Source organism: Enterobacter sp. JBIWA003, assembly GCF_019968825.1.
GTDB lineage: Bacteria > Pseudomonadota > Gammaproteobacteria > Enterobacterales > Enterobacteriaceae > Enterobacter > Enterobacter quasiroggenkampii.
This window is the reverse complement of record NZ_CP074170.1, coordinates 2,483,633-2,500,185: the sequence shown is the minus strand read 5'-3', so window position 1 is coordinate 2,500,185 and position 16,553 is coordinate 2,483,633. Positions and strand designations below refer to the sequence as shown.

Genomic DNA, 16,553 nt, shown 5'->3' with positions numbered 1-16,553 from the left:
CGTTCCTTAGCCAGAAATGTAAACTCATCGATAAAATAAGAACATTTTATTGATAATTTGTTTACATGTTTTTGAGGTTCAGATATAGCTTTTTAGCGCAGGTTTTGCGAAGCCTGCCAACAAAACACAACATCGCTCGCCGCAAATTAAAAAAATAGCCGTCGGCGCGCAACGCTCACTTTCGATAGGGTAAACGTTATGGACGGTACTACGCTGTTGCCGCTGATCGGGATACCGATCGTGGTTATTGGTTTTGCACTGCGCTTCAACCCGCTGCTGGTGGTCGTGGTGGCGGGGCTGGCGACGGGTCTGCTGGTCGGCATGGATTTCGGCATGCTGCTGGAGACCTTTGGCGAGAAGTTCGTCAATAGCCGATCGCTGGCCACCTTCATCCTGATCCTGCCGGTGATTGGTCTGCTGGAATATTACGGGCTAAAAGAGCGCGCCCAGGCTTGGGTGGCGAAGATCGCCAGTGCCACCTCAGCGCGTATTCTGATGCTCTATTTTGTCGCGCGGGAAGGCACCGCCGCGCTGGGCCTGATGTCGCTGGGCGGTCACGCGCAGACGGTGCGCCCGCTGCTGGCGCCGATGGCCGAAGGGGCGGCGCTGAACGAATATGGCGAGCTGCCGCAGCACATTCGCGACAAAATCAAAGCCCATGCCGCCGCGTGTGACAACATCGCGGTTTTCTTTGGGGAAGATATCTTTATTGCCTTTGGGGCGGTGCTGCTGATCGACGCGTTCCTGAAAGAGAATGGTATTCAGGGCATTGAACCGCTGCATATTGGCCTGTGGGCCATTCCAACCGCGATTGCGGCATTGATTATTCATATGACGCGCCTGCTGCGCCTCGATGCAAGTATCCGTCGCGACGTGATGGTCTGGCGTGCAGAGCAGGGTACGCAGGAGGCCGCGCAATGATGACGCTTATCACCATTAACCGCGTGTACTACCTGATTGGCTTTGTCGTGATGCTGCTGGTTGTGATGACCCTGCGCGATCGCGCCAATCCGAAGCGCTTTACCACCGCGCTGTTCTGGTTCTTGTTTGGCGGGATCTTCCTGTTTGGCGATCTGATGGTTCAGGAACTCGGCAAATCGCTGGCGTACCGGATTATCGGCGGCGGCGTTATCGCCATCGCGCTGCTGGCGGGGTTTGGCCTCGTCGGGAAAGGGCACTATAAAATGTCGACCGAGGAGGAGCGCGTCGCGTCGTCAAACCGGCTTAAAAACTGGCTGTTCCTGCCCGCGCTGATGATCCCGGTGGTGACGGTGCTGGGCACGTTATTCCTGAAGGGCGTTTCGGTCGGCGGCGTGTTTCTGCTCGATCAGAAGCAGCTCACCCTGGCGGCGCTGTGCGTGGCCTGCGTCGCGGCGATCCTCACCGGCTGGTGGCTGACCAAAGGCACGCCGCTGCATGCCGTTCGTCAGTCCCGTCGTCTTGTTGATACCATCGGCTGGGCGGTGATCCTGCCGCAGATGCTGGCCATGCTCGGCGGCGTGTTCGTGGTGGCCAACACGGGCGACTCGGTACAGAAGGTGGTGAGTCTGTTTGTGAACCCGGATAGCCGCTTTATGCTGGTGGTGATTTACTGCGTGGGTATGGCGCTGTTTACCATGATTATGGGTAATGCCTTTGCGGCCTTCCCGGTATTAAGTGCCGGTATCGCCTTGCCGTTTTTGATCAACGTGCATCACGGCAACCCTGCGCCGCTGCTGGCGATTGGCATGTATGCAGGCTACTGCGGCACGCTGATGACGCCGATGGCCGCGAACTTCAATATCGTTCCCGCCGCGCTGCTGGAGCTGAAAGACAAATATCAGGTGATCAAGATCCAGATCCCGACCGCGTTAACCCTGCTGGTGGTGAACGTGTTCTTAATGTATTTCCTCGTGTTTCGCTAAGGAGCTGTCATGGAATTAACGCAACATCAGGCCGACGCGTTTGCCCGCATGCCTTTGACCTATTTGCGCCAGGAATACCCGAACCACATCATGCACCTGCTTAATGATGATGGTGACGTTCTGCCGCCGCGTGAACTGCATCCCATTTTCTACGGCTGTTTTGACTGGCATTCGGCGGTGCACGGTTACTGGCTGCTGCTGCGCTGCGTGCGCCTCTATCCAGAATTACCGTGTCGGGACGCGATCGTCGCGCTTTTTGACGAGCACATGACCGAAGAGAACGTGGCGAAGGAGCTGGCCTATTTTACCGCGCCGTTCCGCGCCTCGTTTGAGCGTCCGTATGGCTACGGCTGGCTGCTGGCGCTGGCCCAGGAGCTGAAGCAGTCGTCGCTGCCGCAGGCCGCGGGCTGGTACCAGACGCTGGCGCCGCTCACCCAGGATATTCGCAACCGGCTGGTGGATTACCTCGGTAAGCTCACCTATCCGATCCGCGTCGGGACGCACTACAACACCGCGTTTGCCCTCGCGCTGGCGCTCGATTACGGTCGCGCAGTCGGAGACAAGGCGCTTGAACAGGCGATTGTGGCAGCGACGGAGCGGTTTTATCTCGCCGACACGCGCTATCCGGCTCATTATGAGCCCGGCGGAGACGAGTATATTTCCGGCGCGCTGACGGAGGCGCTGCTGATGAGCAAGGTGGCTGAAGACTTCCCGGCCTGGTTTGACGCGTTTCTGCCGGAGGTGGGCGCCATTACGGCACTGATGAACCCGGCGGAAGTGAGCGATCGTACCGACCCGAAAATTGCCCATCTGGACGGGTTAAACCTCAGCCGCGCGTGGTGTATGAAGCACATTGCGAAAGCGCTTCCTGCCAGCCACCCGGCGCAACCGGCATTGCGCGAGGCGGTGACGAAACATCTTGCCGCAAGTGTCGGGCATGTGGTCGGCAGCCACTATAGCGGCGGGCACTGGCTGGCGAGCTTTGCGCTACTGGCGCTGGAGTAAACAAACGCGCCGTCTTTACTTGCCGGGTGGCGCTGCGCTTACCCGGCCTACATTGTGCAACGCTTGCCTGTAGACCGCGCAGGGCGCAGCCTGCTCAGGCTAAATACCACCGAACCCGTCGAGGCGATGACGGCTAGCCACAGTGCAACCTGGATAGCATGTTGATGGTCCCATCCTGCCGCTGCTCCCAGCAGCACCCCCACCACGGCGGCGCCGAGACACTGGCCGAATGTTCTGACGATCGACAACACGCCGGAGGCATAGCTGGCATATTCCCGCGCGACGTTAGCGAGCATTTCCCGGTTATTGGGGCTCTGGAAGCAGCCAAAACCAATACCGCATACCAGGCTGCGCAGGCAGATATTCCACACGGAAGGATTCTCCGGCAACGTGGCCAGCAGGACCAACCCACCGACAAAGACGATAAGCCCGAGGGTCGAGATCAGCGGCGCGGAGATCGTATCCGCCCAGCGACCCGCGTGCGGCGCGATCAGCACGATGCCAATCGGCCACGGGGTAAACAGCAGCGCCGACACCACCGGGCTGTAGCCATACACACTCTGAAACAGGAACGGCAGCGCGACAAACGTGATCCCCTGGCTCACAAACGAGGCCAGCGAGGTCAGCGCGGCGAGGGTGAAGCGCCCGTTGCTGAACATCACCGGTGGCAGTAACGGATGTTGCGCGCGCCGGATACGCCAGGTAAAGGCGAAGGCGCTGACCAGCGCGAGAACGCCCCAGCAGACGGCCTGCCGGTTAATGTGTTGCGTCACGTGCTGAAGGCTGTCGGCCATCATGATTGCGGAACCTAACAGGACGGCGGAGAGCACGGCGCCTGGCGCGTCAAAGGGAGTGCGGTCAACGGCCGATTCCCGCGGCAAGGCCCGCCATGCCAGCAGCAGGGCGATGCTGCCCGGAATAAGGTTAATGGCGAACAGCCATTGCCAGCTCAGGGCGTCCAGTATTGTTCCGCCGAGTACAGGGGCTATCGCCGTGCTGGAGGCGATAAGCAAGGCGTGCAGCCCCAGAATACGGCCCAACAGTCGGCCCGGAAAAACGGACCGCAGGATCGCCGGGGCGATGCTCAGGGTCGCCGCGCCGCCGATGCCCTGCAGAATTCGCATCCCGGTTAACATTTCCGGCGTTGTTGCCAGCGCGCAGCCCAGCGAGGTGAGCGTAAAGGTGGCAAGCCCGGCCAGAAAGATTGGGCGATAGCCCACGCGGGCCGCCAGCGCCGCGAAGATGGCCAACGTCATCGCCGCTGACAGCAGATAACCGTTGGCGAACCAGACCGCAACGTTCGCGGGGACCTGCATCGCGCTTGCCATGGAGGGGAGCGCGATGTTGATCATGGTACCGTCAAAAACGCCCATCAGCGTGGTGGTCATAACGGCGGCCATCACCCTGGCACGTTCATGTCCGGGTAAACCTTCATCGCCGGGCTGGTTTGAAAAGAGCGTCATCGTCGTTACTCCGAATAAGAATCGTGATGACGAAACTATAATCATGCGGTATACAGGGCGGAAGACGCAGCATTTGCACTTAATCATTGCACGTAACGCCATATCTGAGGAGCCATCGTGTCCGATCCTGATTTTAACCTTCTGGTTGCGCTCGACGTTTTGCTGGCAGAAGCCAGCGTGGCGGGCGCGGCGCGACGTTTGAACCTGAGCACCTCCGCCATGAGCCGCACCCTGAGCCGGCTGCGGGAGGTGACCGGCGATCCGATCCTGGTACGGGCCGGTCGTCACATGGTGCTGACGCCCTGGGCCGAAGCTACCCGGGACCGCGCCAGAAGCGCTGTGCACGAGGCGAGGGCGGTGCTGCAGCCCTCCACCGACGCGCTGAAGGTGGAAAGCCTCGAACGGCTGTTCACCATCCGGGCCAACGACGGTTTTGTGGTGGCGTTTGGGCCTCTGCTCATTGCTGCGGTTGCGAGCGTTGCGCCCGGGGTGTGCATCCGCTTCTCACCGAAACCGGAAAAAACGTCGCGCTACTTGCGGGAGGGACTTGTCGATCTGGAGATCGGCGTGCAGGGCAACATGGGGCCTGAAATACGGCTGCAAAGGCTTTTCCAGGATCGGTTTGTTGGCACGGTGCGCAAGGGGCATCCGCTGTCAGAGCAGCCGGAGGTCAGCCTGAGTGACTATGTCGCCTGGGGGCATGTGGTGGCCTCGCCGGACGGATCGCTGCACGGGTTTGTCGATGAGGCGCTGGCGGAGCGCGGGATGAAGCGCAAGGTCGCCAGCGTGGTGCCCGGTTTTCCGACGGCGTTATCCGTGGCGCTGGCCTCCGATCTGATTGCCATGGTGCCGGCGTTATACCTGCTCAATCAGGCGATGACCGAGCGCGTGCACGTTTTTGAACTGCCCTTTAAGACCCGCACTATTACGGTATCCCAGATGTGGCATCCGCGCATGGAACGGGACCCGGCGCATCGCTGGCTCAGGGAAAAGGTCCTTGAAGTGTGCCGCGCGGTTTGCTGACGCTCAGAGCACTTTCCCCGGCACGGTGAGGATGAAGCGCGTCGACACCGCATCCGATTCCACGCGGACTTTTCCGTGGTGTGCCGTGACGATGGACTTCACGATGGCAAGCCCAATGCCGCTGCCTTCGCCTTTACGCTGCCTGGACGGATCGACGCGATAAAAACGGTCAAACAGCTTCGGCAAATGCGCCGGCGGGATCGGCGTACCGGGGTTTTCTGTCACCAGCTCAACGTCATTATCCTGTTTTCGCAGTGAGACCGTCACCGTTTTGCCCGCTGGCGTATAGCGCAGGGCGTTAGATAACAGATTATTGATTGCCCTTCTGAACATCTGCGGATCGCCTTCTATCAGGCAGGGCATCCCATTGAATGTCAGCGCGATGTGGCGTTCTTCCGCCCAGGCTTCGAAGAAATCAAACACCTTCATGACCTCGGCGCTTAAATCAAACATCACCCGATCCGGGATGAGCTGATTATTATCGGCCTGTGCAAGGAACAGCATGTCGCTGACCATGCGGGTCATCCGGTTGTACTCTTCAAGGCTGGAGTACAACACATCCTCCAGCTCCTTCGGAGAACGGTTCTGACTCAGCGCGATTTCGGTTTGCGTCACCAGGTTGGTGATAGGGGTTCTGATTTCGTGCGCGATATCGGCGGAAAAGTTAGCCTGACGGGTAAAGACATCTTCTATCTTCTCGATCATCTGGTTAAAGGAGATGACCAGCTGTTCCAGCTCAACGGGGACGCGGGACGGCTCCAGTCGTGCATCCAGGTTTTCGGAGGTGATGTTTTTAATGGCGTTGCTGACGTTACGCAGGGGCAAATGTCCCTGACGCACTGCGATGCGGATGACAAGAATAATCAGCAGGCTGATAACCGCGGCAATCGCCAGAAGGTTTTTTTTCAGCGCCTCAAGATAGTGGAGATGAAAATTAATGGAGAGCCCGATCAGCATGACGTAGTCCTGGGTTTTGCCCTGCAGCGTCGCCGTGCCTGAGGAGGCGATAATCCGGTACGTTTCCATTTTCATGTCGGACCCGGCATGCATCGGGTTGGCCGGGTCTTCTACCGTCCAGAGAAACACATCCTGTGCACGACGGTGTTCGCTAAAGTCCGCTGTCTTCATTGCCGGGCGCAATGCCGCCCCTTGCGTCGAGCTGAACAGGGTATTGCCCTGCGGATCCAGAAGCAGGACGGCCACGTTGCGGTAACTGGCGATCGACTCTTTGATCTTACTGATTTTCTTTTGGTCGGGATCTGCCGGTGAGTGCAGAATGCGGTGCATCGCGGTGCTGATCTGCTGAAGGTCGCTGATATCCTGCTCGGCAAAGTGCTTCTCAACGGAGTGCAGCATGAACCAGGTAAAGGCGAAGAAGGCCAGTATGGTGGAGAGGCTGATAAAAAAGGTCAGTCGCAGCGCAAGAGAGAACGGGCGTCGGAGGGGCTTAACGCGCATCCGGCACCTCCAGCATATAGCCCACGCCGCGCACCGTCTGGATCAGCTTCGGTTCAAAGTCATTATCGATCTTTGCGCGCAGCCGCTTTACCGCCACATCAATCGCGTTCGTGTCGCTGTCAAAGTTCATGTCCCATACCTGGGAGGCAATCAGGGAGCGGGGCAGCACTTCCCCCTGATGGCGCATGAAAAACTCCAGCAGGCTGAACTCCTTGCTGGTGAGCACAATCCGACTTCCTGTCCGGCTGACTTTTCTCGACACGAGGTCAACCGTCAGGTCTGCTACCTGAAGCTGGCTTTCTGCGATCACCGTATTTCCGCGTCTTAACAGCGTCCTTACCCGGGCGAGCAGCTCGGCAAAGGCGAACGGCTTGATCAGATAATCATCTGCGCCCAGCTCAAGCCCTTTAACACGATGTTCAATCGTACCGAGAGCCGTCAGAAGCAGTATGGGCATCCCTTTTCCGGCAGAGCGGAGCATGCGGACAATATCCCAGCCGTTCACATCGGGCAGCATGATGTCGAGAATCAGCAGATCGTATTCAGCGGTCATGGCGAGATGGTAACCGTTCAGGCCATTATCAGCGTGGTCCACGACAAACCCTGCTTCAGTGAGTCCCTTGCTGAGGTACTCACCGGTTTTCATTTCGTCTTCAACGATCAGTATTTTCATCTTGCTCCCCTGACTGGCTGCTGATGACATTCTATGGCGCCCGCCACCGTTCACAATGACTTACGTTAAAAATGACAACATTGTCATTATCCCGTCACCCGTCAAACAGGAAGCGTTCAGTAGAGTAGCCCTAAAAATACTCTGGACTTCATTTGAACCGTTATGTTCCTGATAAAACGACTTAGCATCAGTACGGTATTTATCCTGGCAGGCTGCGTCTCGCTGGCCCCCGACTATCAGCGCCCGGCGTCACCGGTCCCCCAGCAGTTTTCGCTTTCGCGTAACGGCCTGACGCCCGCGGTGGCGGGGTATCAGGACACCGGCTGGCGCACCTTTTTTGTCGATCCGCAGGTAGCCGGGTTGATTACGGAAGCCCTGAACAATAATCGCGATATAAAAATGGCCGTCCTGAAGGTTGAAGAGGCGCGGGCGCAGTTCAACGTGACGGAGGCGGACCGTTACCCGCAGTTGAACGGATCCGCGGGTATCACGTACAGCGGGGGACTGAAAAGTGACAAACCGACTTCGCAGCAGTACGACGCGGGTCTTGCGCTCAGTTACGAATTCGACTTTTTCGGCAAGCTGAAGAACATGAGTGAGGCTGATCGACAAAACTATTATGCCCAGGAAGAGGCCCGTCGCGCCGTGCATATCTTGCTCGTCTCTAACGTGTCGCAGAGCTATTTCAACCAGCAGCTGGCGTATAAACAGCTGCGTATCGCGCGGGAAACGCTGGAAAATTACCGGCAGTCTTATGCGTTCGTTGAGCAACAGCTGGTGACGGGCAGCACTAACGTACTCGCGCTGGAACAGGCCCGGGGACAGATCGAAAGCACGCAGGCAGAGATTGCCAAACGTGAGGGGGAGCTGGCGCAGGCCAATCATGCCCTGCAGCTGCTCCTCGGGACGTACCGTGCGCTGCCGGGCGACAGTGGAATGAACGCCAGCGATATTGCGCCGGTAAAACTCCCGCCTCATCTATCCTCAGCGATACTGCTGCAGCGCCCGGATATTATGGAGGCGGAGTATCAGCTTAACGCGGCTGATGCGAATATCGGCTCCGCGCGTGCCGCCTTTTTCCCGTCGATTTCCCTGACCAGCGGGCTTTCCACAGGCAGCACGGAATTATCCAGCCTGTTCACCGCGGGCAGTGGGATGTGGAATTTTATCCCTAAAATCGATATTCCCATTTTTAATGCGGGCAGGAATAAGTCTAACCTGAAGCTGGCTGAAATTCGTCAGCAGCAGTCGGTCGTGAATTACGAACAAAAAATACAGGCCGCCTTCAAACAGGTCGCCGATGCGCTCGCGCTGCGGGACAGCATTAACCAGCAAATTGACGCACAGCGTCGTTATCTTGATTCGCTCCAGATTACGCTCCAGCGTGCCAGAGGATTATATGCCAGTGGTGCGGTCAGTTATATCAACGTGCTGGACGCGGAACGTTCTCTTTTCTCCACCCGCCAGACCCTTCTCGACCTTATTTATGCCCGACAGGTTAATGAAATAACGCTCTTCACCGCCCTGGGCGGCGGTTGGGTCGAATAACTGTACTTAAAGAGGAAACTAAAATGCGTAATTCACTTAAAGCCGTGGTATTCGGTGCAATCGCCGTGACGTTTTCTGCCGGCCTTCAGGCTGAGGTTCATCAGCACGAGGCGATGAGCGCCGCCCGTGAAGGGGCCGCAGAGCAGGTTATTACCGGGACCGGTATCGTGAAAGACATTGATCTCACGAATAAAAAAGTCACGATTTCTCATGAGGCCATCCCGGCGATTGGCTGGCCCGCGATGACCATGCGTTTCACCTTTATTGAGGCCGATGAGAGCATCAACGCCTTAAAGGTCGGCAGTCACGTTGATTTTTCATTTGTTCAGCAGGGCAATATCTCATTACTAAAGAGCATTAAATAGCGAGAAACGGCATGGCCTCATTAAAAATAAAATACGCTGCCATGATAGTCAGCAGCCTTATTGCCGGAGGGCTGATATCCGTGACGGCATGGCAGACACTTTATTCATCTGAAAAAACAGCAAATAGCGTTGCGGAAAGAAAGGTCCTTTTCTGGTATGACCCGATGAAGCCTGACGTGAAATTCGACAAGCCCGGTAAATCACCGTTTATGGATATGGATCTGGTCCCGAAATATGCGGACGAAAATGACGATAAAAGCGGCGGTGGTATCCGTATCGATCCGACGCAGGTCCAGAATTTAGGATTAAAAACGCAAAAAGTGACGCGCGGAACGCTGAATTATGCCCAGACGATCCCGGCCAACGTCAGCTATAACGACTATCAGTTTGTCATTGTGCAGGCGCGTGCGGATGGGTTCGTTGAGAAAGTCTACCCGCTGACGATCGGCGATAAGGTGAAGAAAGGCACGCCGCTGATTGATATTACCATTCCGGACTGGGTCGAAGCGCAGAGCGAGTTCCTGCTGCTCTCCGGCACCGGTGGAACGCCCACGCAGATTAAAGGGGTTCTGGAACGGCTTAGGCTGGCGGGTATGCCGGATGAGGATATTCAGCGGCTGCGTGCGACCCGCACTATCCAGACCCGTTTTACCATCAGGGCGCCCATCGACGGGGTGATCACGGCATTTGACCTGCGCACCGGGATGAATATTTCGAAAGATAAGGTCGTGGCGCAAATTCAGGGAATGGATCCGGTCTGGATCGGCGCGGCGGTCCCAGAATCGATTGCGTATCTGCTGAAAGATACCTCGCAGTTTGCTGTTTCGGTACCGGCCTGGCCGGATAAATCCTTCCCGGTTGAAAAGTGGAGTCTTCTGCCAAGTGTGGATCAAACCACCCGTACGCTGCAGGTGCGCCTGCAGGTCTCCAACAAGGATGAGCTGCTGAAACCGGGCATGAATGCCTACCTGAAGCTGAATACCCAAAGTCAGGAAATGCTGCTGATTCCGTCTCAGGCCGTTATCGATACCGGCAAAGAGCAGCGCGTTATTACCGTTGACGCTAACGGGAATTTTGTACCGAAAAGGATCCACGTTCTGCATGAATCTCAGCAGCAGTCCGGCATTGGTAGCGGGCTGGAAGAGGGGGAGTCAGTCGTCGTCAGCGGTCTGTTCCTGATTGACTCGGAGGCCAATATTACCGGTGCGCTGGAGCGCATGCGCCACGCTGAAACCCCTGACGACGCCCATTCTGGCCATTAAGGAGACGATGATGATTGAATGGATTATCCGGCGGTCAGTGGCTAATCGTTTCCTGGTTATGATGGGGGCGCTGTTTCTCAGCGTCTGGGGAACATGGACCATCATCAACACCCCGGTTGATGCCTTGCCCGATCTGTCTGACGTTCAGGTGATTATCAAAACCAGCTATCCCGGCCAGGCCCCGCAGATTGTTGAAAACCAGGTGACCTATCCACTCACCACCACCATGCTGTCGGTTCCCGGCGCGAAGACCGTGCGCGGCTTTTCGCAGTTTGGTGATTCGTATGTCTATGTCATTTTTGAAGATGGCACTGATTTGTACTGGGCCCGTTCGCGCGTGCTGGAGTACCTGAACCAGGTTCAGGGCAAACTCCCTGCTGGCGTGAGTTCCGAGATCGGCCCGGATGCCACCGGCGTGGGCTGGATATTTGAATATGCGCTGGTGGATCGCAGCGGAAAACACGATCTCGCCGAGCTGCGCTCATTGCAGGACTGGTTCCTGAAGTTTGAGCTGAAAACGATCCCGAACGTGGCCGAAGCGGCCTCCGTCGGCGGCGTGGTGAAGCAGTATCAGATTCAGGTTGACCCGTTAAAGCTGGCACAGTATGGCGTCAGCCTGCCGGAGGTTAAGCAGGCCCTTGAGTCGTCTAACCAGGAAGCAGGGGGATCGTCCGTAGAAATCGCGGAAGCGGAATATATGGTTCGGGCCAGCGGCTATCTGCAGACCATCGATGATTTCAATCACATTGTCCTGAAAACCGGCGAGAACGGCGTACCGATCTATCTGCGTGACGTTGCCCGCGTACAAACAGGGCCGGAAATGCGCCGCGGTATTGCCGAGCTGAACGGGCAGGGTGAAGTGGCGGGCGGCGTGGTGATCCTGCGTTCGGGTAAAAATGCGCGCGAGGTCATCACGGCGGTGAAAGATAAGCTGGAGACGCTGAAGGCCAGCCTGCCGGAAGGCGTTGAGATTGTGACCACCTACGATCGCAGCCAGCTCATCGACCGGGCCATTGATAACCTGAGCGGCAAGCTTCTCGAAGAGTTTATCGTGGTGGCCATCGTCTGTGCACTGTTCCTCTGGCACATTCGCTCAGCGCTGGTGGCGATTATCTCTCTGCCGCTTGGCCTGTGTATTGCCTTCATCGTCATGCATTTCCAGGGGCTGAACGCCAATATTATGTCGCTCGGAGGTATTGCCATTGCCGTCGGTGCAATGGTGGATGCCGCCATCGTGATGATTGAAAATGCGCATAAACGGCTGGAAGAGTGGGATCACCAGCATCCGGGGGAACAGATTGACAACGCCACCCGGTGGCAGGTGATCACCAGTGCCTCTGTTGAAGTGGGGCCAGCCCTGTTTATCAGCCTGCTGATCATCACCTTGTCGTTCATTCCCATCTTTACCCTCGAGGGTCAGGAAGGGCGGCTGTTTGGTCCACTGGCCTTCACGAAAACGTACGCCATGGCGGGCGCGGCCGCGCTGGCCATCATCGTGATACCCATTCTGATGGGATTCTGGATCCGGGGTAAAATTCCCGCCGAGACCCGTAACCCGCTGAACAGACTGTTGATTAACGCCTATCATCCGCTTCTGATTCGGGTGCTCCACTGGCCTAAAACAACCCTGCTGGTTGCGGCATTATCCATCTTCACGGTGATCTGGCCCCTGAGCCAGGTGGGTGGCGAGTTTTTACCGAAGATCAACGAAGGCGATCTGCTGTATATGCCCTCGACATTGCCAGGCGTGTCTCCGGCAGAAGCGGCGGCGCTCCTGCAGACTACGGACAAACTCATCAAAACCGTGCCTGAGGTAGCGTCGGTGTTCGGTAAAACCGGTAAAGCCGAAACGGCCACGGATTCCGCGCCGCTCGAAATGGTCGAAACCACCATTCAGCTTAAGCCTGAGGATCAGTGGCGACCCGGCATGACGATTGACAAGATCGTTGACGAGCTCGATAAGACCGTTCGTTTGCCTGGCCTGGCGAATCTCTGGGTTCCGCCCATCCGCAACCGCATCGATATGCTTTCAACCGGGATTAAAAGCCCCATTGGTATCAAGGTTTCAGGTACCGTTCTGGCTGATATCGACGCCACGGCGCAGCGCATAGAGGCCGTCGCCAAAACGGTGCCAGGCGTGGTGTCTGCCCTCGCTGAACGTCTGGAAGGCGGGCGCTACATCGATGTTGATATCAACCGGGAGAAAGCCTCCCGCTATGGAATGACGGTGGGCGACGTGCAGCTGTTCGTCTCCTCGGCCATCGGCGGCGCGACGGTGGGGGAAACGGTGGAAGGCGTGGCCCGCTACCCGATTAATATTCGTTATCCTCAGGACTACCGGAACAGCCCGAACGCGTTGAGGCAGATGCCGATCCTGACGCCGATTAAACAGCAGATCACGCTGGGTGATGTGGCGGATATCAACGTGGTTTCCGGCCCCACGATGCTAAAAACGGAGAATGCCCGACCTGCAAGCTGGATTTATATCGATGCCCGCGGCAGGGATATGGTGTCCGTAGTGAACGACATTAAAACGGCCATCAGCCAGAACGTGAAGCTGAGGCCGGGTACCAGCGTGTCATTCTCCGGACAGTTTGAACTGCTTGAACACGCCAACAAGAAACTGAAGCTGATGGTGCCGATGACGGTGATGATCATTTTCATTCTGCTCTATCTGGCGTTCCGTCGCGTGGATGAAGCGTTGCTGATCCTGATGAGCCTGCCGTTCGCGCTGGTCGGCGGGATATGGTTCCTCTACTGGCAGGGTTTTCATATGTCAGTTGCAACCGGCACCGGGTTTATCGCCCTGGCCGGGGTGGCGGCAGAATTTGGGGTGGTCATGCTGATGTATTTGCGTCATGCCGTTGAAGCACATCCGGCGTTGTCCCGCCAGGAAACGTTCACTGAACGAGGGCTTGATGAGGCGCTTTATCATGGTGCCGTGTTGCGCGTGCGGCCAAAGGCAATGACCGTCGCGGTGATCATCGCGGGTCTGCTGCCCATTCTCTGGGGGACCGGCGCAGGGTCAGAAGTTATGAGCCGGATAGCGGCCCCCATGATCGGCGGGATGATTACAGCACCGCTGCTATCGCTGTTTATTATTCCTGCGGCGTATAAGTTAATTTGGTTGCGCAGACATAAAAAGCCATAAAAAAACCCGCCGGTAGCGGCGGGTTTTTACGTGATGAATGCTTAGCGCTCCTTGCTGATCAGTTTGCGCCAGGCTCTGTTATGCAGAGTAAATAGCAGCATCTTATAGAAAGCGGTAGAGAAGATGCAGCTGCCGCTAAGCCCCAGCATGACAGTACTCACCATCGCAGCGGTCAGACTGACGCCCGGAGCAGCGCTACCGCTCAGCGCGGCCAGCAGATAGGCTGCCGTTAATACCAGACTCATCACCGCCAGCGTAAGATGTAACCGCACGGCGCGCATGCTGCCTTTGCCAATCATAAACATCGTCACGCCGTTGATGCTTGCGAACAGGAGGGCGATCAGCACAACCCACACGAATACGCGTTCGGCTGGCTGGCCGAGTGCGGCGAGTACGCCATAGCCCAACCACAGCTGAGGAATCGCGAAGCTGACAATTACCCCGAGAGTGCTGATTGCCGCCGGAATACCCATGGTGTGTAGACCCACAGGTTTGCCCATTTCTTCAGCCAACTGAGTCTTTAGCTGTTGCAGCTGTGTCGGGGAGGTATTGCTTATGCTGGTAGCCACCTCGTTACAGTGTTGCAGGCGACGGGTTAAAACTTTAAACATTTGAATACTCAGCGTTCAGTTAGGTAAAAATGATTGCAGCACACCTACTACATAGCGTCCTGACTGGACGGTATTTTGTGGATTGCGAATAGTCCCAGTGAGCTCCCCACAAAGGCCGATGCGTTGTTGACCGCACTCATCAGCTCGCGCTGCAGTGATTTTTGTAACGATTCGCTTGGGAAACGTTTCGGATAAACACCTGCGCGGATCGCGGCCTTTACCCCGGCACTGGAGATACCTGGATTCTGCGCTTTAATGATCTCTTCCGTGATGCGCTTACGTTCGGCACGGCTCAGGCTCTGGAACCAGGCGGTAACTTTACTTGAAGACGCCGCTTTCATCAGCTTGTACGTTTCTAAAGTACCTCTTAGCGCGGTTCCTGCCGCAGCAAGCGAAATGACATCCAGAACTGTCGTGGTGGCAACGTACCAGTCCTGGCTGTCAAGCCATGCAACATCGGAACCATGGTCGTTATGGATAGCCAGTAGACGGCCCGCGCCAATCATGCATTGCGCTCCCGTCGCCAGTGTACCGGACAGACTAATCGCCGCAATCACACCAGACCCGCCAGCGGTAAACGGTACTGCCGCACCGGCACCAAACGCCATGACAAGCGTAACAATCATCGCGCCACAGGCAAAACCGGTCGAGGTAATTTCCGTAGCAAGTGACGGAGTAGTTAGCGTCGCAACCACAGCTTTTTCTGCACTGATTTCCTTAGCATCCGGAATTTTACTGATGACTACATGGCTGACGGTGCTCTGATTCACATCAGCAATGCGTCGAGACGGGCGAACCAGCCAGCGTTGCTTGCCATCATCAAAAATGATGCCGACATTGTAAAAATTACGCGTGCAGTCGAGCTGTGCGGCCAGCTTTTTAAAATCGATATCTGCACCGGCCTGTAGGCCAAGGCTTCGCGAGAGATCATAAGAGGGAAGGGTGCTGTCAGGCGACTGCTGACCGGGTAAGTTCATCGAGGAAGCTCCTTCATTCCGTGAGGACTATTAATTAGCAGGGTAATATATTGAAATAATTTATGATTCGAAGATTAATACTTTGATAATAGCAGCGTTAACTCGGTGATCAAATGATTCCTACAACTGTTCCCGTATCGTCCCGTATGGAAGCACTATTTCACAACCCCAGCGGCCTGGCCTCCTGTATGAACTCTATCAGAAGGCGAAGCCCGGTCGGCAGTTGCCGGCGGCTTGAATAATAGATATGAAAACCTTCCTCCAGCGGGGACCATTCCGTCAGCACCAGGCGGAGCCGTCCATCCTTCACATAGGATGCAACAAGAGGCTCCGGAAAATACATCAGGCCGGCTCCGCCTAATACGGCCACAAGGCCCGTTTCAGCCTGATTGACCGTCACAGAGCCAGGCACACTGATTTGGTACGTTTCGCCGTCTCGCTCAAGTTCCCAGCGATAAATCCGATCGTCGCCGAGACGATTGCTTATACAGCGATGGTGTAATAAATCATCCGGATGTTCAGGCGTTCCGCAGCGTTCAAGGTAGTCGGGGGATGCTGCGATAACCCAGCGAATATCGGCAGATAAACGCCGGGCAACCATGTCTTCCGGGACGGTGCCACCATAGCGGATACCGGCATCGAAGCCCGCATCAGTGACGTCAACCATACGGTTGCTGGCCACAATATCGATTTCAATATCGGGATAGCGATCCATAAACGCGGGCATAACTGGCGCAAGCAAAAGATTGGCCGCTTCAACGGCAGCATTGATGCGGATACGTCCGGTAGGGGTATTACGATACCGGTTAAGCGATTCAAGCGCGCCTTCTATCTTGTCGAAAGGCTGAAGGACAGACTGAACCAGTTCTTCACCTGCAGCCGTAGGTGTAACGCTCTTCGTCGTGCGATTAAGGAGGCGAACACCGAGCCGGGTTTCCAGCCCCTTCAGGGCATGACTAAGCGCTGATGCACTCACACCTAATTCAATCGCCGCACGGCTGAAACTGCGATGACGTGCAATAGCCATGAAATAAATGAGATCGGCGACATCCGCTCTGCTTATTTGCATACAGAATCGTTTTCCTTGTGCGTTAAGGCCCGAATGTATTGATA

At 56.4% G+C, this 16,553-nt stretch carries 13 protein-coding genes and 1 pseudogene; 8 read left to right on the top strand and 6 right to left on the bottom strand.

Annotated elements, in window-relative coordinates; translation table 11 throughout:
* Window positions 1-198 precede the first annotated feature (198 nt).
* From KGP25_RS12055 to KGP25_RS12045, 3 genes are read left to right on the top strand one after another with little or no spacing between them, the layout of a single operon-like run.
* On the top strand, window positions 199-921 hold the full coding sequence (locus KGP25_RS12055) for a DUF969 domain-containing protein (protein WP_223540521.1): 723 nt from the start codon (window positions 199-201) through the stop codon (window positions 919-921).
* Entirely contained in the window at window positions 918-1,904 is a 987-nt protein-coding gene (locus KGP25_RS12050; protein WP_024908532.1) for a DUF979 domain-containing protein, read from the top strand. The genes KGP25_RS12055 and KGP25_RS12050 overlap by 4 nt, the downstream gene beginning before the upstream one ends.
* A 9-nt stretch (window positions 1,905-1,913) precedes the next feature.
* Entirely contained in the window at window positions 1,914-2,909 is a 996-nt protein-coding gene (locus KGP25_RS12045; protein ID WP_223540520.1) for a DUF2891 domain-containing protein, read from the top strand.
* Window positions 2,910-2,956: 47 nt separating this feature from the next.
* Here the strand turns inward: KGP25_RS12045 and KGP25_RS12040 are convergent, their stop codons facing one another.
* Complete coding sequence (locus KGP25_RS12040) at window positions 2,957-4,372, bottom strand: MFS transporter (protein WP_223540519.1); 1,416 nt, start codon at window positions 4,370-4,372, stop codon at window positions 2,957-2,959.
* Window positions 4,373-4,489: 117 nt separating this feature from the next.
* Between KGP25_RS12040 and KGP25_RS12035 the strand changes: the two genes are divergently transcribed.
* Window positions 4,490-5,395: a LysR family transcriptional regulator gene (locus tag KGP25_RS12035; protein WP_063621652.1), complete on the top strand. Its 906-nt coding sequence runs from the start codon at window positions 4,490-4,492 to the stop codon at window positions 5,393-5,395.
* Window positions 5,396-5,398: 3 nt separating this feature from the next.
* Here the strand turns inward: KGP25_RS12035 and KGP25_RS12030 are convergent, their stop codons facing one another.
* On the bottom strand, window positions 5,399-6,853 hold the full coding sequence (locus tag KGP25_RS12030; RefSeq protein WP_048223253.1) for a Cu(+)/Ag(+) sensor histidine kinase: 1,455 nt from the start codon (window positions 6,851-6,853) through the stop codon (window positions 5,399-5,401).
* Window positions 6,843-7,526, bottom strand: coding sequence for a copper/silver response regulator transcription factor (locus tag KGP25_RS12025; RefSeq protein WP_223540518.1), 684 nt, complete (start codon window positions 7,524-7,526; stop codon window positions 6,843-6,845). The genes KGP25_RS12030 and KGP25_RS12025 overlap by 11 nt, the downstream gene beginning before the upstream one ends.
* 162 nt (window positions 7,527-7,688) lie before the next feature.
* On the opposite strand from KGP25_RS12025, the gene KGP25_RS12020 reads away from it, so the two are divergent.
* Genes KGP25_RS12020 through silA form a run of 4 tightly spaced genes read left to right on the top strand, consistent with a single transcriptional unit; the run spans window position 7,689 to window position 13,852 of the window.
* Complete coding sequence (locus KGP25_RS12020) at window positions 7,689-9,074, top strand: efflux transporter outer membrane subunit (RefSeq protein ID WP_223540517.1); 1,386 nt, start codon at window positions 7,689-7,691, stop codon at window positions 9,072-9,074.
* 23 nt (window positions 9,075-9,097) lie between these two features.
* Window positions 9,098-9,439 carry a cation efflux system protein CusF gene (gene cusF, locus KGP25_RS12015; protein WP_045910573.1) on the top strand — a complete coding sequence of 114 codons (342 nt, stop codon included), beginning with the start codon at window positions 9,098-9,100 and terminating at the stop codon, window positions 9,437-9,439.
* Between the two features lie 11 nt (window positions 9,440-9,450).
* Entirely contained in the window at window positions 9,451-10,701 is a 1,251-nt protein-coding gene (locus KGP25_RS12010; protein ID WP_069719217.1) for an efflux RND transporter periplasmic adaptor subunit, read from the top strand.
* Between the two features lie 10 nt (window positions 10,702-10,711).
* Complete coding sequence (gene silA, locus KGP25_RS12005) at window positions 10,712-13,852, top strand: Cu(+)/Ag(+) efflux RND transporter permease subunit SilA (RefSeq protein ID WP_223540557.1); 3,141 nt, start codon at window positions 10,712-10,714, stop codon at window positions 13,850-13,852.
* Window positions 13,853-13,893: 41 nt separating this feature from the next.
* Here silA and KGP25_RS12000 read toward each other — a convergent pair whose 3' ends face one another.
* The 3 genes and pseudogenes from KGP25_RS12000 to KGP25_RS11990 all read right to left on the bottom strand — a co-directional run bounded on the left by KGP25_RS12000 (window position 13,894) and on the right by KGP25_RS11990 (window position 16,509).
* On the bottom strand, window positions 13,894-14,463 hold the full coding sequence (locus KGP25_RS12000) for a hypothetical protein (RefSeq protein ID WP_223540516.1): 570 nt from the start codon (window positions 14,461-14,463) through the stop codon (window positions 13,894-13,896).
* Between the two features lie 15 nt (window positions 14,464-14,478).
* Window positions 14,479-15,440 (bottom strand): annotated as a pseudogene (locus tag KGP25_RS11995) (hypothetical protein).
* A gap of 160 nt (window positions 15,441-15,600) precedes the next feature.
* Window positions 15,601-16,509 (bottom strand): LysR family transcriptional regulator, encoded by a 909-nt coding sequence (locus tag KGP25_RS11990; protein WP_223540515.1) that lies wholly within the window; start codon window positions 16,507-16,509, stop codon window positions 15,601-15,603.
* Window positions 16,510-16,553 lie beyond the last annotated feature (44 nt).